General features: G+C 26.8%; 26 protein-coding genes. 20 read left to right on the top strand and 6 right to left on the bottom strand.

The annotated features are described in order from the left end of the window. Positions 1–4 precede the first annotated feature (4 nt). Together LPB137_RS09635 and LPB137_RS09630 are read left to right on the top strand one after the other, a co-directional pair. The gene (locus LPB137_RS09635; RefSeq protein ID WP_076087484.1) at positions 5–808 is read left to right on the top strand and encodes an ion transporter; all 804 of its coding nucleotides are present in this window, start codon (positions 5–7) and stop codon (positions 806–808) included. Then, positions 805–1,566, top strand: a complete 762-nt coding sequence (locus LPB137_RS09630) for a Rossmann-fold NAD(P)-binding domain-containing protein (protein WP_076087481.1) — start codon at positions 805–807, stop codon at positions 1,564–1,566. The genes LPB137_RS09635 and LPB137_RS09630 overlap by 4 nt, the downstream gene beginning before the upstream one ends. 18 nt (positions 1,567–1,584) lie before the next feature. Here the strand turns inward: LPB137_RS09630 and upp are convergent, their stop codons facing one another. Continuing rightward, positions 1,585–2,205 (bottom strand): uracil phosphoribosyltransferase, encoded by a 621-nt coding sequence (upp, locus tag LPB137_RS09625; protein WP_076087479.1) that lies wholly within the window; start codon positions 2,203–2,205, stop codon positions 1,585–1,587. 152 nt (positions 2,206–2,357) lie between these two features. On the opposite strand from upp, the gene LPB137_RS09620 reads away from it, so the two are divergent. From LPB137_RS09620 to LPB137_RS09590, 7 genes are all read left to right on the top strand, one after another. Next, positions 2,358–3,596, top strand: a complete 1,239-nt coding sequence (locus tag LPB137_RS09620; protein WP_076087477.1) for a uracil-xanthine permease family protein — start codon at positions 2,358–2,360, stop codon at positions 3,594–3,596. Between the two features lie 81 nt (positions 3,597–3,677). Further along, positions 3,678–6,332, top strand: coding sequence for a sensor histidine kinase (locus LPB137_RS09615; protein WP_083657227.1), 2,655 nt, complete (start codon positions 3,678–3,680; stop codon positions 6,330–6,332). Beyond that, positions 6,325–6,828 carry a YajQ family cyclic di-GMP-binding protein gene (locus tag LPB137_RS09610; RefSeq protein WP_076087473.1) on the top strand — a complete coding sequence of 168 codons (504 nt, stop codon included), beginning with the start codon at positions 6,325–6,327 and terminating at the stop codon, positions 6,826–6,828. Before LPB137_RS09615 ends, LPB137_RS09610 begins: the two co-directional genes overlap by 8 nt. A 103-nt stretch (positions 6,829–6,931) precedes the next feature. Continuing rightward, positions 6,932–7,591, top strand: coding sequence for a response regulator transcription factor (locus LPB137_RS09605; RefSeq protein ID WP_083657225.1), 660 nt, complete (start codon positions 6,932–6,934; stop codon positions 7,589–7,591). Continuing rightward, positions 7,584–8,786 carry a sensor histidine kinase gene (locus LPB137_RS09600; protein ID WP_076087469.1) on the top strand — a complete coding sequence of 401 codons (1,203 nt, stop codon included), beginning with the start codon at positions 7,584–7,586 and terminating at the stop codon, positions 8,784–8,786. The genes LPB137_RS09605 and LPB137_RS09600 overlap by 8 nt, the downstream gene beginning before the upstream one ends. Continuing rightward, positions 8,783–9,355, top strand: coding sequence for an NUDIX domain-containing protein (locus tag LPB137_RS09595; protein WP_076087467.1), 573 nt, complete (start codon positions 8,783–8,785; stop codon positions 9,353–9,355). Before LPB137_RS09600 ends, LPB137_RS09595 begins: the two co-directional genes overlap by 4 nt. Positions 9,356–9,362: 7 nt before the next feature. Then, positions 9,363–9,794, top strand: a complete 432-nt coding sequence (locus LPB137_RS09590) for a c-type cytochrome (RefSeq protein WP_076087465.1) — start codon at positions 9,363–9,365, stop codon at positions 9,792–9,794. A 2-nt stretch (positions 9,795–9,796) separates the two neighbouring features. On the opposite strand, the gene LPB137_RS09585 is transcribed toward LPB137_RS09590, so the two are convergent. Further along, the gene (locus LPB137_RS09585; RefSeq protein WP_076087462.1) at positions 9,797–10,813 is read right to left on the bottom strand and encodes a phospholipase A; all 1,017 of its coding nucleotides are present in this window, start codon (positions 10,811–10,813) and stop codon (positions 9,797–9,799) included. A gap of 114 nt (positions 10,814–10,927) precedes the next feature. Here LPB137_RS09585 and rpe point away from each other — a divergent pair, with 114 nt between their 5' ends. The 4 genes from rpe to LPB137_RS09565 are packed head-to-tail and all read left to right on the top strand — an operon-like array spanning position 10,928 to position 13,548. Beyond that, positions 10,928–11,569: a ribulose-phosphate 3-epimerase gene (gene rpe / locus LPB137_RS09580; RefSeq protein ID WP_076087460.1), complete on the top strand. Its 642-nt coding sequence runs from the start codon at positions 10,928–10,930 to the stop codon at positions 11,567–11,569. Between the two features lie 2 nt (positions 11,570–11,571). Further along, positions 11,572–12,162 carry a phosphoribosylanthranilate isomerase gene (locus LPB137_RS09575; RefSeq protein ID WP_076087458.1) on the top strand — a complete coding sequence of 197 codons (591 nt, stop codon included), beginning with the start codon at positions 11,572–11,574 and terminating at the stop codon, positions 12,160–12,162. Next, positions 12,152–13,003 (top strand): 3'-5' exonuclease, encoded by an 852-nt coding sequence (locus LPB137_RS09570; RefSeq protein ID WP_076087456.1) that lies wholly within the window; start codon positions 12,152–12,154, stop codon positions 13,001–13,003. The genes LPB137_RS09575 and LPB137_RS09570 overlap by 11 nt, the downstream gene beginning before the upstream one ends. A 2-nt stretch (positions 13,004–13,005) precedes the next feature. Then, positions 13,006–13,548 (top strand): HD domain-containing protein, encoded by a 543-nt coding sequence (locus LPB137_RS09565; protein WP_076087454.1) that lies wholly within the window; start codon positions 13,006–13,008, stop codon positions 13,546–13,548. Positions 13,549–13,604: 56 nt separating this feature from the next. Here LPB137_RS09565 and LPB137_RS09560 read toward each other — a convergent pair whose 3' ends face one another. From LPB137_RS09560 to LPB137_RS09545, 4 genes are read right to left on the bottom strand one after another with little or no spacing between them, the layout of a single operon-like run. Next, positions 13,605–14,168, bottom strand: a complete 564-nt coding sequence (locus LPB137_RS09560; RefSeq protein WP_076087452.1) for a 2-oxoacid:acceptor oxidoreductase family protein — start codon at positions 14,166–14,168, stop codon at positions 13,605–13,607. Positions 14,169–14,178: 10 nt separating this feature from the next. Next, positions 14,179–15,012 carry a 2-oxoglutarate ferredoxin oxidoreductase subunit beta gene (locus LPB137_RS09555; RefSeq protein ID WP_076087450.1) on the bottom strand — a complete coding sequence of 278 codons (834 nt, stop codon included), beginning with the start codon at positions 15,010–15,012 and terminating at the stop codon, positions 14,179–14,181. A 1-nt stretch (position 15,013) separates the two neighbouring features. After that, positions 15,014–16,144, bottom strand: coding sequence for a 2-oxoglutarate synthase subunit alpha (locus tag LPB137_RS09550; RefSeq protein ID WP_076087448.1), 1,131 nt, complete (start codon positions 16,142–16,144; stop codon positions 15,014–15,016). 9 nt (positions 16,145–16,153) lie between these two features. After that, positions 16,154–16,471, bottom strand: coding sequence for a 4Fe-4S dicluster domain-containing protein (locus LPB137_RS09545; protein WP_076087446.1), 318 nt, complete (start codon positions 16,469–16,471; stop codon positions 16,154–16,156). A 294-nt stretch (positions 16,472–16,765) separates the two neighbouring features. Between LPB137_RS09545 and LPB137_RS09540 the strand changes: the two genes are divergently transcribed. From LPB137_RS09540 to LPB137_RS09510, 7 genes are all read left to right on the top strand, one after another. Next, a complete protein-coding gene (locus tag LPB137_RS09540; RefSeq protein WP_076087442.1) occupies positions 16,766–17,488 on the top strand; it encodes a tRNA1(Val) (adenine(37)-N6)-methyltransferase in 723 nt (240 codons plus the stop codon). Then, on the top strand, positions 17,472–17,855 hold the full coding sequence (locus tag LPB137_RS09535) for a YkgJ family cysteine cluster protein (RefSeq protein ID WP_076087440.1): 384 nt from the start codon (positions 17,472–17,474) through the stop codon (positions 17,853–17,855). The genes LPB137_RS09540 and LPB137_RS09535 overlap by 17 nt, the downstream gene beginning before the upstream one ends. Further along, the gene (locus LPB137_RS09530; protein WP_076087438.1) at positions 17,831–19,150 is read left to right on the top strand and encodes a tetratricopeptide repeat protein; all 1,320 of its coding nucleotides are present in this window, start codon (positions 17,831–17,833) and stop codon (positions 19,148–19,150) included. Before LPB137_RS09535 ends, LPB137_RS09530 begins: the two co-directional genes overlap by 25 nt. Next, positions 19,147–19,938, top strand: coding sequence for an indole-3-glycerol phosphate synthase TrpC (gene trpC, locus LPB137_RS09525; RefSeq protein WP_076087436.1), 792 nt, complete (start codon positions 19,147–19,149; stop codon positions 19,936–19,938). The genes LPB137_RS09530 and trpC overlap by 4 nt, the downstream gene beginning before the upstream one ends. Before the next feature lie 67 nt (positions 19,939–20,005). Further along, positions 20,006–21,247 (top strand): DUF711 family protein, encoded by a 1,242-nt coding sequence (locus LPB137_RS09520; RefSeq protein WP_076087434.1) that lies wholly within the window; start codon positions 20,006–20,008, stop codon positions 21,245–21,247. Positions 21,248–21,319: 72 nt separating this feature from the next. Continuing rightward, positions 21,320–21,532, top strand: coding sequence for a tautomerase family protein (locus LPB137_RS09515; protein ID WP_076087432.1), 213 nt, complete (start codon positions 21,320–21,322; stop codon positions 21,530–21,532). Positions 21,533–21,560: 28 nt separating this feature from the next. After that, entirely contained in the window at positions 21,561–22,157 is a 597-nt protein-coding gene (locus LPB137_RS09510; RefSeq protein WP_076087430.1) for a lactate utilization protein, read from the top strand. Positions 22,158–22,169 lie beyond the last annotated feature (12 nt).

The following is a 22,169-nucleotide window of genomic DNA, read 5'->3' as shown; positions in this document are numbered from 1 at the left end:
TTAAATGACTACAATGCAAAAAATTGAAGAAGTTAGAGATTCAAAGTGGTTTTCTAATTTAACAACTTTCATTATTATTGCTTACGCTTGTATTTTAGGTTTTAAGACTTTAGACGAAGTTGAGACTAATTATAATTTATTTTTAAAAGTTGCTGATTATTTTGTAACTATATATTTTGTTTTTGAATTAGCAATTAAAATGGTTGCTGAGAAAAAGTTTGCAAACTTTTTTAAATCAGGTTGGAATATTTTTGATTTTGTTATTGTTGTAATTACTCTTTTACCTTTAGAGTCATCAAGTTTCGCTGCAATTGCAAGACTTATGAGAGTATTTAGAATCTTAAGATTATTCACTGCACGTCCAGAATTAAAAGCAATTATTGATATGCTTATTAAAGCAATTCCTTCTATTATTGATATTGTAATTTTATTATTTATAATCTTCTATATTTATGCAATTATTGGAAGTTTTTTCTTTGTAGACTTGCCTTCAGGACTTTGGAAAGATTTCTTAATTTCAATGCTTACATTATTTAGAGTTCTAACTTTTGAAGATTGGACAGATGTAATGTATGAGGCTATGGAAGTTTATCCATGGGCTTGGGTTTATTTTGTTTCTTTTGTAATTATTGCAGCTTTTGTATTTTTCAATTTATTTGTTGCTGTTATTATTGGTGAAATGCAAAAACTTCAAGAAGAAGAGATGAAAAAAGAGATTCATGAAGATAGTTTAAAATTAGATATACTGCTTGAAGAAATAAAATCTTTAAGAACAGAAGTTCAAGAATTAAAAGAGAAAGATAAATGAAAACATTTACAATATTAGGAGCAGGGTGGTTAGGTCTTCCACTTGCTTGTGAATTAAAAAAAAACTACAATGTAAAAGTATCAATTAAAGATGAAAAAAATAGACAAAAGTTTCAAGAGCTAGGTTTAGATGTTTTTTTATTAAATGAGCAAAATTTGAGTTTTTTAGATAAATTATTACAAACTGATTATCTATTTATAAATTTTCCACCTTCAAAGTTTGAAGATTATTCATCATTCTTAGAAAAAATTTATTCTCATAATAAAATAAAAGATATAAAAAAGATTATATTTGTAAGCTCTACATCTATTTATGCAAGTGAAGATGGAATTTATAAAGAAGATTCAAAATTATCAAATGAAAAGTCCCCTAAAGTTTATGAATCTGAACTTTTAATAAAAGATAAAACTGATGTCATTTTTAGATGCTCTGGACTTATGGGTTATAACAGAGTTGCAGGTAAGCGTTCTTCTTCAAAAATAGTAAATGATAAGGATATAAAAATAAATTACATACATAGAGATGATGTAATTAGTGCAACTTATTTTGTAATCAATAATAATATAAATGGAATTTTTAATTTGTGTTCAAAAGAACATCCAACAAAAGAAGAAATATACTTACATAATGCACAGAAACATGGATTTAAAGAATCGATTTTCAAGAATGAAAAAGGTATTAAAAATAGAATTATAGATGGAAGTAAAATTTCAAGTTTAGGATTTGAATATAAATATCCAAACCCCTTTGAGTATTAACACTAATAATTTAAAATTTTAGTTTGTATTAAAAGCTCGGTCACCTGCATCTCCAAGACCTGGTCTTATATAGTTGTTTTCATCTAATCTTTCATCAATTTGAGCTATGAAAATATCTACATCAGGGTGTGCTTCTTGTACTTTCTGAACTCCAAAAGGTGAACCTAAAACATTTAGACAAATAATTCTTTTAGGATTTTTAGTTTTTAAATAATCAATTCCATCAATTAAAGAACCTCCGGTTGCAATCATAGGGTCTAGTAGTAAAACAGTTCTTCCTTCTAAACTAGGAATATTTTCATAAAAAAGTTTACTTAAAGATGTTTCTTCATCTCTTTTCATTGCTAAAAAACCACTTTTTGCATAAGGAAGAGTTTTTAAAATACCTGTAAGCATTGGTTCACCTGCTCTTAAAATAGGAACAAGTACTAATTTTTGTACTTCAATCATTTCTACATCTAAAGAACCTTGCCATGTATTAATATTTTGGCTTACTGTTTCAAAGTCATTTAGTGCCTCGCAGGCTACTACTCTTGATATTTCTTCAATAGTTAGTCTAAACTCATTTGATGTTGTTCTTACATCTCTTAATCTATTTACAAGATGTTTTACAACAACATTTGTACTTTCTTTATACATTTTAATTCCTATTATTGGTTTATAAGTTTAAAAATTACTTTAATTTTAAAGCTTATATATTACTAAAAAATTACTTATAAATTATACATTAATTTAATTTTAATTAACTGATATTTCGATATGATACAAAATATCAAAACACAAGAGGTAATATGAAACCCACAGATTACAATTTTAGAGCAAAAGACTCTATTTTAGGTTTACAATTTTTATTTGTAGCTTTTGGTGCACTTGTTTTAGTGCCAATTTTAACAGGACTTGATCCAAGTGTTGCACTTTTTACAGCAGGAATTGGAACTTTAGTTTTCCAATTTGTAAATAGAGGTGCGGTACCTCCAATATTTTTAGCTTCTTCATTTGCTTTTATAGCTCCAATTTCTTATGGTGTTCAAACATGGGGAATTGCAGCAACTATGTCTGGGCTTGTAGCTGCTGGGTTATTGTATGTAGTTTTAAGTATGCTTATTAGATTAAAAGGAGATAATTTTATTCACAAATTATTACCAGCAGTTGTAGTTGGACCTGTTATTATGTCAATTGGTTTAATTCTTTCACCTGTTGCAGTTAATTTGGCAATGGGAAAAACAGGTGATGGGTCAATTGTGTTAGTACCGTTTGAAACTGCAATTGTTATCTCAATGATAGCCTTACTTGTAACTGTGTTTTTCTCTTTATTAGGTAAGGGAATGTTTAAGTTAATTCCTATATTAGCTGGTATTATAATTGGATATATTCTTGCTTTAATTTATGGAATAGTTGACTTTACATCAGTTGGTCAAGCTGCTTGGTTCAGTATTCCTAATTTTACTACACCTGAATTTAACTGGCAAGCAATAATTTTTATTTTGCCAATTGCAATTGCCCCTGCAATTGAACATATTGGTGATATGTTAGCAATTTCAAATGTTACTAAAGAAGATTATTTAAAAAAGCCAGGTTTAAAAAATACATTATTAGGTGATGGTCTTGCTACTTCAGTAGCTGCTTTATTTGGTGGTCCTCCTAATACTACTTATTCTGAAGTAACAGGTGCTGTTACTATTACAAAAGCATATAATCCTGCAATTATGACTTGGGCTGCAATTTTTGCAATTGCCTTAGCTTTTGTAGGAAAAATTGGTGCTTTATTATCAACAATTCCAACTCCTGTAATGGGTGGAATTATGTTATTGTTATTTGGTATTATCGCAACTTTAGGTATAGCAACACTTATCAAAGCAAATACTGATTTTACTTGTCCTAGAAATATGATTATTGTTTCTATGATTTTAGTATTTTCAATTGGTGGAATGACATTTAACTTTGGTGGAGTACCTTTTTCTGGAATTGGACTTGGTGCAATTGTTGGAATTTTATTAAATCTAATACTACCACAAGCTGTAAAAGAATAAAACTTCAATTATTAACTAGCTAAAATTCTTATTTTAGCTAGCTTCATTTTGTTATTTAAAATTTATCTGTTATAATTTTTAATGAGTAAATTAACAATTAAAATAAAACTAATTTTATTATTTATAATAATTAAAATACTTCCTTTATTAGTGATGACTTACATTTCTTATATAAGTATTAAAAATTTAAATGAATATATGAATAAGAGCACTACTTATTTATCTAATAAAAGTAAAGAGATTATCCTTAATACTGCAAATGAATCTATTAACGATAGTATTACTAATTTAAATAAAAAATCTCAAGAATCACTTGAAAGACTTACTTTAGAAATTGCAAATAGAGTATCAGAATTTTTAAAACAAAGAGATTCTGATATTTTATTTTTATCAAAACTTGATATTACAGATAAGACATTAAAAGAATTTTATAATAGCAAAGAAAAAGAAATAGTAGTTCATGATAAGTATAATTATAATGATAAAAAACAAAAATGGTATATAGATAATAAAATACCTAATAATAATTTTACTCCTAAAATATTAAGTGATAATAAAACAGATTTTAACTACAACCCGGAATCTTTAGTAAAAACAAAATTAATACCTATTTATAAAGAAATATCTTTTTTCAATTTAGAAGGAATTGAAATTAATAAAGTTTCATCATTAAATCAAAAAAAATTAGATGTCTCATTAAAAGAAAATACTTATATAAATTCAGAAAATTACTTTAAAAAAATACAATATTTAGAAGAAGGTGAGATATTTGTTTCTGATGTTATTGGTGAATATATAGGTTCAAAAATAATAGGTACATTTACAAAAGAAAAAGCTAAAAAAGCCAATATAGAATTTGATGCAAAAAGTAGTGCATATTCAGGATTAGAGAATCCAAATGGAAAAAGATTTGAAGGTATAGTACGATTTATTACACCTGTATTTAAAAACGAGATTAAAATTGGTTATTTGTCAATGGCTTTAAATCATAGGCATATAATGGAATATACTGATAATTTAAATCCTATTGGTATTTATTCAAAATCGCAAATTATAAATGCAGGAGAAGGTAATTATGCTTTTATGTGGGATTATTTAGGCCGTAATATCTCTCATCCAAGGGATTATTTTATATCTGGGTTTAATAAGAAAACTGGAAAACGTATTGCCCCTTGGATTAGTAAGGATTTAAAAGATGATTTTTTAAAATCAGGTAAAAAAGATTTAAATGATTTTTTATTAACTTATCCTGTTTTCAAAGAGCAATCCTTATCAAAAAAACCAAATATTAAACAGCTTTTAGAAAAAGGTGAAGTTTCATTAGATTGTAGATATTTAAATTTTGCACCACAATGTAATGGTTGGATGGAACTTACAAAAGATGGAGGACATGGTTCTTTCATAATTTTTTGGAGTGGAGTATGGAAGTTAGTAACTGCTGCTCCAATTTCATATAAAACAGGTAAGTTTAAAGATTCTAAAAGAGGTTTTGGTTTTGTAACAATTGGTGCTAATGTTGATGAATTCCATTTTGCTGCAAATAAAACTAGAGAAAATATAACAAAAATCTTGAAAACTCAAAATAATATTGTAAAAGAAATAGTCGATGATAATAAATATGAAATTAGTAGTTATATTAAAAATATAATTAAAGAATTAACTTTTATTAGTTTAATAATGATTGCAATAGTTATTGTAATTGCTATATTGATGTCAGATTATATTTCTTCAAAGATTGAAAACCTTCTTATTGGAACAAAAAAGTTTGCAAACAACGAGTTTGATTATCGAATCAATAATGAAAGTAATGATGAAATTGGTAATTTGGAAAAATCATTTAATGAAATGGCTTCTAAAATTAGTAAACTAATAAGTGAACAAACTCAATTAAATGAACATTTAGAAGAAAGTGTTAAAGAGAAGACAAAAGAATTAATAGAGATTAATGAAGATTTAGAAATTAGAATATCAAAAGTTGTTGCAAAAAATAGACAAAAAGATGCACAGTTAGTTCAAAATAATAAAATGGCAGCAATTGGAGAAATGATTTCTATGATTATTCATCAATGGAAACAACCTTTAAATGCTATAAGTATGATTAACTCTTCAGCTGAGTTAAGATTATTAATTGGTGAGAACACAGAAGAAGAATTAAAAAAAGATAATATTGCTATTAAAAAACAAATCGAATTAATGTCTACTACAATGGAAGATTTTAGAAACTTTTTTAAGAACAATGTTAAAAATGAATATAAAGTTTCATCAATGATAAAAAAATCAATTAATTTAATTGAAAAGATTTATAATTATCAAGGAATATTTATAAAACTAGAAATGCAAGATAGTTTTAAAGAAGAACTTACATTAGGTTATGAAAATGAAATTATGCAGGTAATTATCAATGTAATAAATAATTCAAGAGATGCAATACTTATGAATGATTGTGATATAAAAAGAATTGAGATAAGTTGTAAAGAAGAAAATGATGAACTAATTATTAGTATTCTTGACTTTGCAGGTGGAATAAGCGATGAAATTAAAGATAAAATTTTTGAAGCTTATTTTACAACAAAAGAGAAAGAAGATGGTACAGGCTTAGGATTATATATGGCTAAAACTATTCTTGAAAAAGTTAATGGTACAATTACACTTAATAACAAAGATACATTAATAGATGATATTTCATATAGAGGTGTAAACTTTATAATAAAATTAAAAAAGGAAACAAATGGCTAAATCAAAAGAACATCAGTTTGATATCTCGGCAAAATTAGATATGCAAGAGATGAAAAATGCAGTAATACAAGCACAAAAAGAAGTAGATAACAGATATGATTTTAAGGGTATTACAAAAGAAATAGATTTAAATCAAGGTGCTAAGACTTTAACTTTAACAAGTGCAAGTGATAATAAAATTGATGCAATGAAAGATATTTTAATTTCAAAGATGAATAAAAGAGATATTTCTATTAATTCACTAGAAGAGTTAAAAACAGAAGATTCAAGTGGTGGAAATAGAAAATTTACTTATAAAATTATTGATAGTATTGAAAAAGATGAAGCAAAAACAATTCAAACAGAAATCAAATCTTTAAAATTAAAAGTAACAGCTGTAAATCAAGGTGATGAGATTAGAGTTAGTGGTAAAAATATTGATGATTTACAAAATGTAATGAAGCATTTAAAATCACTAGAACTAAAAGCTCCATTAGTATTTGATAACTTTAGATAATACTTTTTTAAATATACTTCATTAACTTGAAGTATATTTATTCTATACACACTTCATAAACAAAATTACTATATAATCATATCATTAAAAATTAGGAATGATTATGAGAGTTTTATTATTAGAAGATGACAATTTATTAAGTGATTTACTTAATGACCATTTAATTGATAAAGGTTATGACGTAACTTTATGTCTAAATGGACAAGATGCTTTAGAATATTTAATTGATGAAAAGTTCGATTTTGCACTTTTAGATATTAATACTCCTATTATGTCTGGACTTGAAGTTCTTAAAACAATTAGAGAAGAGTATAAAATTAAAATACCTGTAATAATTTTAACAGCTTATCAAGATACAAAACATTTAAAAGACTCTTTTGAAAATGGTGTTGATGATTATATAAAAAAGCCTTTTGATTTAGAAGAATTAGATCAAAGAATTTTAAGATTATGTAGACAGTTCTCAATTGAACAAAATGACAATATTGTAATAACTCCAACAATCTCTTTTGACCCTGATTCTTGTAGAATTACTTTAGAAGATAAGAGTGTAAGTATTGCTCAAAAAGAAAGAGATATTTTAAAATACTTTTGTACTCATAAAAAAAGAGTAATCTCAAGTGATGAGTTATTGCAAAATATTTGGGCTTATGAAGAGATTCCAACAGATGCAACTATAAGAGTATATATCAAAAACTTAAGAGAAATTATTGGAAAAGAGAAGATTAGTACAATTAGAGGAATAGGATATAAATTTGAATAAGAATGAAAAAAAAGCTCTAGTTAGTTTTCTATCTATTTATGTAGGTTCTACGGTTTTACTTCTATCTGTATTACTTTATATATATTATAATGATGAGTTAAAATCAGTTTCAGATTCATGTAGTATGGAAATGAGTAGTGCTTCTATGCAAATTGAAGCAGACATCTTAAACTCTTATATGAAACATAAAGAGTATGTACCTAAAAAATTAGAAAATAATGATATAAATTACGCTTTATATGATAAAGACCAAAAAGTAATATTCTCATACTTAAAAGACCCTGATGCTGTTGATTTTTCAAGAAACATGTATGAAAGTTCTGCTTTTGAATTTTACATAACAAAATTAAATGAAGAAACAATTCCTATTAAATATATTGCTATTGAAACTTGTATTGGAATTGATAATCGAAATAGTTTAAAAATTTATGTTGTTGTAAAATTAATTTTAAGTGGTATTTTTATTGGTTTAATTGGATTTTTACTTGCAAAGATTTTATTAAAACCAGTGAGAGAAAAAATTGAACATATGGATAAGTTTATTAAAGATTCAGCGCATGAATTAAATACACCTGTAACTGTATTAATGACATCAACATCAATGCTTAAAAAAGGTAAAAATTCTGAAAAAATGATGAGGTATATTTTAAGTAGCTCGAAGCAAATATCTCAGATTTATAATGATATTCATTTTTCAGCTTTTAATGAAATAAATGAAGATGTTTTTGAAGAGTTTAATTTAAAAGTTCTAGTTAAAGATAGTGTAGAATATTTTAATGATATTTCAATTACTAAAAAAATAGTAATAAATGATGATTTAGATGATTGTATTATTTTAATGGATAAAACAAAAACTCAGAAAATTGTGAATAATTTAATATCAAATGCTATAAAATATAGCCATAATAATTCAATTGTTAATGTATGCATTAAAAACAATACTTTAAGCGTAGAAGATTTTGGTATTGGAATTAGTGAAGTAGAACAAAAAGAAATATTTAAAAGATATAAAAGAGGTACAAATATTGAAGGTGGTTTTGGAATAGGCCTAGATATTGTAAAAAGAATAAGTGATGAATATGATTTAAAATTAGATTTAAAATCAGAACTTAAAGTTGGTTCAACTTTTTATGTAGATTTTTCATCAATTATTAATGGTTCAAAGTGTGATTTAGAAAGTAAAAATAAGATATGAAAAATATTATAAAAGATTTTAAAACAAATAATTTAAAAGATACAAGGTTTGTACATCCTGTTAAGATTACATATAGTCTAAATGGAAAACAAAAAGCATGGGAAGCAGTTAAAAGTTTTGATTCTGTTGCCGTTTTACTTTATCATGAAGAAAAAGATGCTTTTTTACTTGTAAAACAGTTTAGAGCTCCTGTATATTTAAATGATGAAAGTCATTTATGTACTTATGAACTTTGTGCTGGAATAATAGATAAAGATGTTTCACTAGAACAAATAGCAAAAGAAGAAATTGATGAAGAGTGTGGATATGATGTTCCTTTAGAAGCTATTGAGAAAGTGACTTCCTTTTATACAAATGTAGGTGTTAGTGGATCTTGTCAAAATCTTTTTTATGCAAAGATTAATGAATCTATGAAAGTTCATGATGGTGGTGGTATAAATGATGAACAAATTGATTTAATGTTTTTACCAATTGAAGAAATTGATGAATTTATTTTTGATGAAAGTAAAGCTAAAACACCTGGTTTAATGTTTTCTTTTTATTGGTTTATGAAAAATAGGAGAATATAAATATAAAATGAAGAGCTTAATATTTTTAATTTCTCTTTGCTATTTAAATTTAATTGCAGATGAAACAAAGTTGATAAAAGTTAATAATTCTTTTATTACTAAATTTGAGTATGGAGAAATGCTTTATAATAATCCAAGAGGAATAGGTTGTAATACTTGTCATGGTGATAATGCAAAAGGAAAAGAAATTGTATCTTTTAAACATGTTTATGATAAGAAAAAATATGATTGTGTTTTAACAGTTCCTAGTATTAAGGATGTAGAATATGATATGTTTTATAAAAAAGTTAATGCCAAAAAGAATCCAAAGAAAAAATTTTCAAAGGAAGAAGTTTGTGAGAAGTTAGTATATAAAGCAAATATTATGCCAACATATTTTCTAGTTGATGAAGAAATTGATGCTATATATTACTATGTTAAAAACTTAAAAAAGAAATAGCTTTATCTAGAAAAAGCTATTCCTAAACCTATCTTATGACTTTCTCTATCATAGTCAATTAAACTATTTCCATATCCTGAAAATATTTGTAAAAACCCATATGAATTTGGTGTTGATAAAAATTCAGGTAGAGGAAAAGTCCAGTTTAACTCTGCAGCTCCCTTATTTTGAGAATTTAATCTCATGTTATTTCTCAGCATTAACTCAAAATTATGTTTTTTATATGCATAAAGTAAATTTAAATCTCCATATCCATAATACTTATCAATATCTGGATTATCGTCATCTTCACTTTTTTCAGGAATTCTATACCAAATTCTAGGAATTACAAAAAGTTCAGATAGTTGTAAATAGCTCTCTAAGTATATTCTATTCCATGACCTTGAGTCTTCATCATTTCTTCCATTTGATTCATGCATTAATGCAATTTTTAAACCTTTTAATGTGCTACTTTTTTCATAGGGAAACTGAACAAATACTTCTGGTTTATAATTTGACTCTCTAAAAGGAGAAGAATTAGAACTTGTTTGCCAAAATGATTTTTGAGTATATGCTGCTGATATTGATTCGCTCAAATTAAAAAAATCATATAAAATTGGTTTTTCTATACTAATTTGGAAGCTAGTTTCAAAAGCATCTCTATCTGAAGTTTTATTTAAATCATAAGTAGTAGGAAGTAGGTAGTTTTTCTTATAAGGATATAGTCCAAAATCACCTGTTATCATTTGTTTTAAATTTGAGTTTGTTTCTTTATCATTTGTTTTGTCGATGTAGTTTTTATAAAAATCACTTTTCATTTTTGTAAAAGTCTGAACTTTATGTTCTTCATTATTAGACAAATCGATAATATATTTATCTTCTTTTGATATTTTAGCATCAGCAGCTTTTTTATATAAAAGCATAGCTTCTTTATAATTACCTTCTTTTTCATAACTTTGTGCTTTTGTGTAAATATTAGTAAAGTCATCAGCCGCATTTAATAAGATCAAATTAAATAAAAAAATCAAAATATATTTCATTAGTACTACCCTTAAAATTAAAAGCTTATTTTATACAATTTTTGTTTTAATATACTTTGTATAAAAGATATTTCATGGTATAATCGCCTAAAATTAATAAATAAAGGTTATAAAATGCAAGTTGCTCCTTCTATACTATCAGCAGACTTTGGAAAATTAAATGAAGAAATTAAAGCTATTTGTGACGGTGGTTGCGATTTAGTTCATGTTGATGTAATGGATGGTCATTTTGTTCCAAATATGACTTTAGGTCCAGTAGTTGTAAATCCTGTAGCAAAAGCTTCTACAAAACCCTTAGATGTACATTTAATGGTTGAAAATAATACATTCTTTGTTGAGCTTTTTGCACCTTTGAAACCTAAATATATTTCATTTCATATTGAAAGTGAAAAACATCCTCATAGACTTATTCAAAAAATCAGATCTTTAGGAATTAAACCTGCAATAGTTTTAAATCCTCATTCTACACCCGAGTCAATTGAATACCTTTTAGAAGATTTAGATATGGTTTTATTAATGTCAGTAAACCCAGGTTTTGGTGGACAAAAATTTATTACTAGTGTTGTTGAAAAAGCAAAAAAACTTAAAGAATTAATTAAAAAAAGAAACCCAAACTGTTTAATTGAAGTTGACGGTGGAGTAAATGATAAAAATATCCATGAATTAAAAGAAGCAGGAGTTGATGTAGTTGTAGCTGGTTCTTATGTATTCGGTAATGATGATTATTCAAAAGCTATTAAGAGTTTACAGGTTTAATTATGAAAGTTAAAATTTGTGGAATAACAAATCTTGAAGATGCACTTAATGCTATAAATGCAGGTGCTGATGCTTTAGGTTTTGTTTTTTATGATAAATCTCCTAGATATATTGAACCATTTCAAGCAAGAGCAATTGTTGAAAAACTTCCTCCTTTTGTACAAACAATAGGATTATTTGTAAATGAACCAAATATTTTTATAAATCAAGTGTGTATAAATGCAAAGATGCAATCAGCACAAGTCATTGATGATGATGCGTACACTGATTTTAATACTTTAGACACTAGATATATAAAAGTATTAAGAGCAAAGTCTAAAGAAGATATCTTAAATACAAAAGATGAGTATGTATTAGTTGATGCTTTTGTTGATGGTTTTGGTGGTGAAGGGAAAAGACTTGCTTTAGAATGGTTTAAAGATATTGATTGTTCTAAAATGATTTTAGCTGGTGGTCTTAACGAAAACAACTTAAATGAATTAAAAGGTTATGGTTTTTATGGGATTGATGTAAGCTCTGGTGTTGAGGCTTCAAAGGGAAAAAAAGATAAGCAAAAAATGATAAATTTTATAAAAGCAGTAAATGAAATCTAAAAAAAGAATAATTGTAAAACCTACTTTTAAAATATCCAATATTATTGAAAGATTACTAAAAGAGTCTATTGAATATGAAGAGTTTCTAACTCTTTTAGAAAAAGCAAGTGATACTTTTTTTGATACTCCTGAATTAGAATTTGAACTTTTATTATCAAATGGCTTGCCTTTAGAATTTGATAAAAACAAAATTTATTTAAAAACTAATAAGACTTCTATTAATGAACAATGTTTTTGTATTGTTGATATTGAAACAAATGGTTCATCTATAAAAAAAGGTAGCCAAATAATTGAAATTGGTGCTGTAAAATATAAAAATGGTGAAATAATTGATAATTTTCAATCCTTAGTTTATGCAAAAGATATTCCTTCTTATATCCAAGAAGTGACAAATATAACACCTTTAATGCTAGAAGATGCTCCAGTTTTAGAAGCAGTACTTAAAGAGTTTAAGCTTTTTTTAGAAGATGATGTTTTTGTTGCACATGATATTAAATTTGATTACAATTATATCTCAGACTCACTAGAAAAATATGATTTAGGAAAACTTCAAAATAGAAAACTTTGTAGTATTGATTTAGCAAAAAGAACTATTGATTCTCCTAGATATGGTCTAGGTTTTTTGAAAGAAGAATTAGATATCGAGCTTGAAAATCATCATAGAGCTTATGATGATGCACTAGCAACTACTCAAGTATTTGAAAAGTCATTAAAAAATATTTGTAAGGATAAAATTACAAATGTAGAAAAATTAATAAGCTTTTCTAAAAACTCAAAAACAATTGCATCAATTAAAGAAAAAATACAAAAAGAAAAAATACAAAAGCAAAAGGAAGATTAATAATGTTTTCACAAGATGTATATATTAAAGCTTTAGAATATGCAGCACTTGCCCATGCTGAACAAAAAACTCCCAAAAACCTACCTTATCTCGCACATGTAGTATCAGTTACAATGGAAGTAATACATGCTTGTGAAAAATCAAAAATGGATGAAGATAAAGCTAATTTAGCAATTTCGTGTGCTTTATTACATGATACTATAGAAGATACAAAAATTACTTATGATGATTTATATGTTGACTTTAGTGAAGCAATTGCAAATGGTGTTGAAGCACTTAGTAAAGATAAAAGTTTGCAATCAAAGCAAGAACAGATGAAAAAAAGTATTGAAATGCTTTTGGAACAACCTTATGAAGTTCAAATGGTAAAACTAGCAGACAGAATTACAAACCTATCAACTCCTCCAAAACATTGGGAAAATGATAAAAAGAAAGCTTATTTAAAAGAAGCTAGTTTTATTCTTTCATGTTTAAAAAACTCGAATATATATTTATCGGTACGATTAGAAGAAAAAATAGAAAACTACAAACAATATTGTAATTAGAAGATAAAATTTAAGCAAGTTAAAAAAGGAGGTAGTCTTTTGACTACTTCCTTTTTTTATGAAGCTTTAGAAGCTTCAGCTGCGTATTTAAGACCTAAATCAAAGGCTTTATTATTAATATCATGTACTTTTGCAGGTACTTTTGAAAGCATAGTTTTTCTTAACGTTTCGTTATCAACTGTTTCACCTGTAAAGTAGTTAGCCATTGCAAGTGCTAAAACAGATTGAGTAATTACATTACCAATCTCTTCTTTTGCAATAGTAATAATTGGAATTTCAACTATATTCCATCTTTTTTTATCTTCAGGAGTTGCTGTAACTAAATTTGGCTCAACTACAATAGTTGCACCATCTCTTACACCATTTTTAAATTGGTCATAAGATATTTGAGCAACTGATAACATGAAGTCAATTTCACCATCATTTGCATAAGGGTATAAAATTTCATCATCTTGTAAAGTAATATCAACAACTGTTGGACCACCTCTTACTTGAGATGTATATGTTGCAGTTTTTAAACCATAACCACCATCGTTAATTTTTGCAGCTGCAAAAATAGAACCTGCTAGAAGTACACCTTGTCCACCAACACCTGTAAATCTCATTAATGTTTTAGCCATAATGTTCTCCTTAGAATTGAATCATAGTATTTGTTTTGTTAGCCTCTTTTACTTTTTCGTAAGACTCACAATATTCATCAGCAGTTTCATCATGTTTTAAAATTCCTAATGGGAATTTTCCAACTTGTTCTTCTGGTTCTAATTTCTCAAACTTAGCTTTTCCAACTGAAATAGATTTAATCCAATCTAAGTTAGCCATAGCTGTAGCCATTTTATTTTTTCTTCCTAAGTTAACGTGACAGTTAGAGAATACTTCAATAAATGAGAATCCTGTATGTTGGAAACCTTTAACTAAAATTCTTTCTAGTTTTTTAGGATCTAACATAGTTTCTCTAGCAACAAAAGATGCTCCTGCTGCTTCAACTAATTTACAAGCATCAAAAGTAGGGTCAATATTACCTTTACTCATAGTAACTGTCCACATTCCTTGAGGAGTTGTTGGAGAAGTTTGTGAGTTAGTTAATCCATAAATAAAGTTATTGATAATAATATAATTTAAATCAATATTTCTTCTTGATGCATGGATAGTATGGTTTCCACCAATTGCAAGACCATCACCATCACCACCAACTACAATAACTTTCTTTTCTGGATTAGCTAATTTAATTCCAGTAGCATATGCTAAAGTTCTACCGTGAGTTGTGTGAACAGTGTTACAGTTGATGTATGAAGAAGTTCTTCCTGAACATCCAATACCAGAAACAACACAAACATCATCCATGTTCCAACCAGTTTTTTCAATAGCTCTAATGATAGATTTTAAAATAACTCCATCACCACATCCCCAACACCATAGTGTTGGCATCTTATCAGTTCTTAAATATTCGTCATAATTAAAAGCCATATTACATTCCCTTCACTTTTTCAATAATTTCTAGTGGAGATAGTGGTCTTCCGTTAACTTTGAATAATGTATCAAAATCAGATCTACCACTTGCTCTTTGTACTTCATCAGCAAATTGTCCCATATTTAACTCAGCAACTAATACTTTGTCAAATTTGTCACATAATTCTTTGATTCTTTTTTCTGGACTTGGCCAGATTGTTTTAGGTCTGAACATACCAACTTTGATACCTTCAGCTCTCATTCTGTTAATTGCTTCTGTTACACCTAATGAAACAGAACCATATGCAATAATCATAATGTCTGCATCATCTAACATATATTCTTCATTAGATTCTAATTCATCCATATGTGCATCAACTTTATTGAATAATCTTTTCATTAAAGCATCACAAACTTCAGCATCTTCAGTAGGATGTCCAGTTGGTCCATGATGTAATCCAGTAAAGTGGTATCTATAACCTTCAAACATTGGATTTAATACAGCTGGTTCATCAGCTTCAACACCATAAGGTTTATAATCTTTCTTATCACCAGTAAATTTCTTTCTTGGTATCTTTTCTTCTTGAATTGTTTCTAAATCAGGAATACTTGCTTTTCCACTCATGTGACCAATTGTTTCATCTAATAAAACGAATACTGGTTGCATAAATCTATCTGCTAAGTTAAATGCACGTGCAACTTCAGTATAACACTCATTTAAGTTACCTGGTACTAATGTGATTGATTTAACATCACCATGAGTAGGGTTTTTAGCTTGTAGTAAGTCACCTTGTGCAACTCTTGTTGGTAAACCAGTTGATGGACCACCTCTCATTACATTGATAACAACTAAAGGTACTTCTGAAATATACCCTACACCTAAGTTTTCTGCTTTTAAAGAAATACCTGGTCCAGATGTTGCTGTTAACGATCTTTTTCCAGACATTGCTGCACCTAATGCCGCACAAATTCCTGAAATTTCATCTTCCATTTGGATACATGCATCACCTCTAGCTGGTAATGCAGTTGATAAAATATGCATTACTTCACTTGAAGGAGTAATAGGATATCCCGCAAAAAATTGAACGTCAGAATCTAACGCAGCCTTTGCTGCTAATTCATTACCTGTTGATATTAATTCTCTTGCCATTAATTCTCCTTAAGCCTCTAATTCTCTATAATTATTTTTAACAATTGCTTCTTTTCTTGTTTTTGCTTCTTCTGATAGTTTAGCAAATTTAAATTCTTTTTTATCTGCAACATAAATTGCAAAATCTGGACATGCTAATTCACAGTCTGTACAACCAATACATGAATCAGGATTTGCTACTTTTATTATTGAACCTAATGTTGAATGAACTTCTTGTCTCATAACTAGTACACCAGCTGGACAAACAGATACACATTTATCACATGCTTTACATCTAGCTTCATTAACCCAAACAGGTGTGTTTGCAGGAGCTTCCATATTAGACATAATTTCCCCTTAAAATTTTTATTAATCAATATTTGAATAAACTCAATTATTATGATTGAATAATAACCTATAATACATCTAAAGGATTAGTAAAACTTTCATTTTACAAAGCTAATTTAGCTCTTGTTACATTTTGCTACACTAGTGCTATGTGTATATTTTTGATTGCTACGAAACTAAGATTAAGCTTAAGTGAAATATTGCTATTAATTACAATGAAAATGATTGAAATTTATTTAAATCATATGTTGGTTAATCTTAGATATAATACCTAAAATGTAAAAAGGAATAAGTTTGGTTTTATATCAACCAATGAATGGTTATTGTTATAATAGTGATACACATTTTTTATATAATTTTGTTGTTAATAATATGAAAAAATTTAAAAATGTTAAAGGTGAAGTATTAGATATAGGTAGTGGTAGTGGGATACTAGGATTACTTGTTTCTAGAGAATACCAAAGTTTAAATTTGAATCAATGTGAAGTTCAAAAAACATTCCAATTCCTTTCATTAAAAAATGTACAAACAAATAAACAAAAAAGTAAACTATATGAAGGTTCTTTTTTGCAGATTGATTTTGATAAAAAATTTGACATGTGTATTTCAAATCCACCTTTTTACCACTGTAATGTAATTAAGAGTGAAAATGAAAATATTAAAATTGCAAGGTATAATGATTCAATGCCTTTGGAAAGTTTTATACAAAAAAGTTCTTCTATTTTAAAGGATTCTGGAAAGCTTTTTTTCTGTTACGATGTGAAACAAATTAATGAGATAATCATTTTTTTAAACAAATATAAACTAAATTTAGAGGCTTTACAATTTGTTTATCCAAAGCAATCTAAAGATGCAACATTGATTTTAGTTTATGCAAGAAAGAATTCAAAATCTTTAACAAAAATATTAAGTCCGCTTTTTGTATTTAAAGATAGTGAATTTACACAAGAGGTGAAAGATATTTATGATAAGTCCTCAACTCATAGTATAAAGGTAGATAGTGAACAATTTAATTAAAAAAGATGGCTTTCCTTATGCTTTTGAGCCAAGTGCTTGCGATACTTGTGCTGGTAATTGCTGTATTGGAGAAAGTGGATATATTTGGATTAATGCACAAGAGATAAATACCTTGGCAACTCATCTTAACATATCACTTGAAGAGTTACGAAGTAAGTATTTAGAAAAAAAAGGTTATAAATACAGTATAAAAGAGGTAAAATCAGCTGAAGATAATTATGCATGTACTTTTTTTGATTTAGAAAAAAGACAATGCTCAATATATGAAGCTAGACCAATACAATGTCGTACTTTCCCATTTTGGGATTATTTTAAAGAAAATACACAAGAGGTTTATGAAGAGTGCCCAGCTATAAGAACTATTTAATTTTTACTACTTTTTTATTATGTATTAGTGGATGTGTTAATACTGCAAATACTGAAATTATAAAAAACAGTGAAATAAAAAAAACAGTTATACAAAATAAAACTAAGTCTTTTAATTTAGAAGACCCATATATAATGTATGCTTTAGAATATGAAAATCAAAAAGATTATATCTCTGCACGAGAAATATATTCAAAACTTTTTAAAAATACAAATAATTATGAGTATTTAGTTAAATATTTAAATTTATCGTTTGTACTTAAAGATTATAAAAATGTAAAAGAATATGCTTCTTTAAACTTAGTTGAAGATATAAAACAAGAAGAAATGATTTTAAAATTATATACATTATCATTATTAAAACTTAATGAGAAAGAACAGTGTATAAAATATGCAAAAAAGCTTACTAAAAAGTTTTATCATAAAAGCAATCATACTTTTTTAGCTAGTATATATCTAGATTTAAAAGAGTATGAAAAATCTGAAGAAGAGTTTAAAAAAGCTTATAAAATTAATAAGTCAGTGCATACTTTACAAACTATTACAAATATACAATATTACTTTACAAATCAAAAAGAAAAATCAAAAAATACTATGGAAAAGTATATAACTTCAAATTCATATCCTTTTTCTTTATCTTTACAATTATTATCTTTTTATGAAAAAGATAAAGAGAATGAAAAAATAATACCTTTATTAGAAAAAATGTATTCATATTATAAAAAAGAAAATAAAGAACCATCATTATCTAATACACAAAATTTATTATCAAGATATTTACTTCAAAAAGATAGTAAAAAAGCGATAAAATTTTTAGAAGAAAACGATAAAGAAAATCCAGCATTATTAACTTTATATAGAGATGCTAATGAAATAGGAAAAGCAAATAGATTATTAGACTTATTATACAAAAAAACTAATAATTTAGAATTTTTAGGACAAAAAGCTATTTTAGAATTTGAGATGGCAGAAAATAAAAAAGAAGTTTTAAATTCCGTGATTTCTAAATTTGATAAAGTATTAGAGAAGATTTCAAATCCTGTTTATGAAAACTATTTAGCATATATCTTAATTGATTATGATTTAGATATAAATAGAGGATTGATTTTAGTTAAAAAAGCATTAAGTAAAGATCCAAATAATCTAGCCTATATTGATACGCTTGCTTGGGGTGAATATAAAATTAAAGATTGTAAAAATGCATATAAAAATATGAAAAATGTTATTGAAAATGCTAAATTTGAAGATGACGAAATAACTTTACATTGGGAAAAAATTAAGGAGTGTACTAAGTGATATTAGATGAAATTGTAGAAAGAACAAAACAAGATTTAGAGATTAGAAAAAAAGAGATAAGTTTAGATTTATTAGGAAGAACATTAGCTTCAAATCCTTTTGCACCAAGAGATGTAAAACCTTTTTTAACATCGACTTCAAGTGAGCCTATTAGAATAATTGCTGAAGTTAAAAAAGCTAGTCCTTCAAAAGGTATTATAAAAGAAGATTTTAATCCTATGGAAATTGCGCAAGCATATAGCAATAGTGGGGCAAATGCAATTTCAGTTTTAACTGAACCACATTATTTTCATGGTAATTTAGAATATTTAACTCAAATAAGAAGATATGTACCAACTCCTCTTTTAAGAAAAGATTTTATTGTTGATAAATATCAAATTGTTGAAGCTTTAGTTTATGGAGCTGATTTTATTTTACTTATTGCAAAATCTTTAGCTACAAAAGAGTTAAAAGAATTATATGAATATGCACTTCATCTTGGACTTGAAGTATTAGTTGAAATTCATGATAAAGAAGACTTAACAAAAGCTATTAAATGTGGAGCTAGTATTATTGGTATTAATCATAGAAACCTTGATACTATGCAAATGGATATGACTATGTGTGACCAATTAATTCCAATGATTCCAAATGGGAAAATTATTGTTGCTGAATCTGGTGTTTCTAATGTTGAAACAATTCAAAGATTATCAAAAATTGGTGCTGATGCATTTTTAATTGGCGAGCATTTTATGAGACAATCATCTATTGAAGATGAAGTAACAAAGTTCAAAAACGCACTTAACTAGCAATATATGGATTGTCCTTAGGTATTTTTTTAGTTATAGTAGAACTAATAAATAAAAAGGACTTTTCATGACTTTCAAAAATAAACAATTATGTAAAATTAGAACTATAACTACTTTTTTAAGTCTAAACAAAAATAAAAACTCATGGGAAGATGAACTTCTTAAAGCTTGTGATTTTTGTGAAGATTTAAGTGAAAAATTCATAAAAGAAGACTACGAAGTACAATCAATAAGAATTGTAACTAATGCTTTTGGAGAGTATTTAGATACATCATCTATAAAAAGTGCTAAAAAAGATTTAGAATTTATTTCAAATATCTTAGATAAAAGTACTACAAGTTTACGTATTAGATTTGCAATTGGTGAAGCTAAAACAAATCAAGAAATATCTTTACTTCCTGAATTAATATTAGCTTTTGGTGATTTAGCAAATGCTTGTGTAAATGTATCTTTAGATGAAAATGAAGTGCTAGATAATGAACTTATAACTCAATCTGTAAAAGCAGTAAAAAAAATATCAGAAATCACACCAAGAGGAGAGGGGAACTTTAACTTTACAGTTAATTTTAACTGTAAACCTTTTATCCCTTATTTTCCTGCTTCTTATCATGAAAGCCAGCTAGAAAATGCATATGTATTAGGTTTAGAAACTCCTGATTTATTAGTTGAAGTCTTAAAAGAATTTAATGATAAAAATCCTAAGTTATCACATAATGTTGCAATGGCTTCATATTTTAAAATATTAAAAGAAGCTCTTTCTTATCATTGTAGTAATATTAAAGATATATTAGATAAGTTTGAAGAAAAAATCGGAAATCAATCCTCTTTTATCTTTAAAGGAATTGATTCCTCAGCAGCTCCTTCTAAAAATTGCTCATCAATGGTAGAAGTGTATAAACAAATGGGATTAGATTGCTTTGGAAGAAGTGGTACTATTGAAATATCTTCATTATTAACAAAAATATTTAAAAGTGTTAAAGAATTACCTCTAGTTGGTTTTTCAGGTCTTATGTTAGCAGTTGTTGAAGATAAAGGTTTAGCACAAGGAACTATTGATAAAGATTTTGACATAAGAACACTTTTAACAAATAGTGCAATTTGTGGAATTGGTTTAGATACTGTCCCAATTGAAGGAAATACTCCTAATAAAAAAATTGAGCAAATAATGAGGGATACGGGGACAATGGCATTTAGATTAAACAAGCCATTAACTGTCAGATTATTTCCTGTTCCTAATTTAAAAAAAGGTGATATCACTTCTTTTGAAAGTGACGATTTATGTAATAGTGCAGTTCTATCTTTACCATAAAGTAAATGTCTATTAAACTCAAAGTACATAAATAATATACTATCTTAAATAAATCATAATAGGAGAATTAAGATGCCATTAATAAATGTAAAAATGACACATGAAGATGGAGGTGCTAGTAAAGAGCAAAAAGAAGCTTTAAGTAAAGGTATTACAGAACTGTTTGCTTCTATTTTTAATGGTCGTGGAGCTTCTAGTGCTGTTGTTATAATTGAAGAAATAAATACTGATAATTATGCAATAGGTGGGAAAACAGTTAGTAATATTAGAGAAGAATCAAAGTAATTTACTTTTTATAAATAAGGACGTATTAATGAAAGAATTGTTAGCAGTATTAAAAGATTGTGGCTACGATGCACATTTTGTTGAGAATAAGGAAGAAGCACTTTCTTTGAGTAAAACTTTTATAAAAGAGGGTATGAGTGTAGGATTAGGTGGTTCAACTACAGTTGATGAAATTGGATTATTGGATTTTTTAGTTAAAAAAGATGATATCACACTATTTAATCAATATCAAAAAGGTATTACTATGGATGAGAATATTCATAGAAGAAGAGCTGGGATACTAACTGATATTTATGTAACAGGAACAAATGCTTTAACACGTGATGGTAAACTTGTAAATGCCGATGGAAGCGGAAATAGAGTTGCTGCTTTAATATTTGGTCCTAAAAAAGTTTTAGTAGTAATTGGAATAAACAAAATAGTTGATAATGTAGAAGATGGTTTTAAAAGATTAATGGAGGTTAGTGCTATTAAAAATATTGATAGAATGAATTCAAAAGCTATTGAAATGGGAAAAGCACCAAGACATAACTTAGATAATATTGCTAATAAATTTACATATATAAAAGCTGATGAAAAAGATAGAATTGTTTTGATTATAGTAAATGAAGAACTTGGATATTAACAGATATAAATA

It is taken from the genome of Poseidonibacter parvus (assembly GCF_001956695.1).
Classification (GTDB): domain Bacteria; phylum Campylobacterota; class Campylobacteria; order Campylobacterales; family Arcobacteraceae; genus Poseidonibacter; species Poseidonibacter parvus.
Note: the sequence above shows the minus strand (reverse complement) of the source record. Positions and strands in the feature narration are given on the sequence as shown.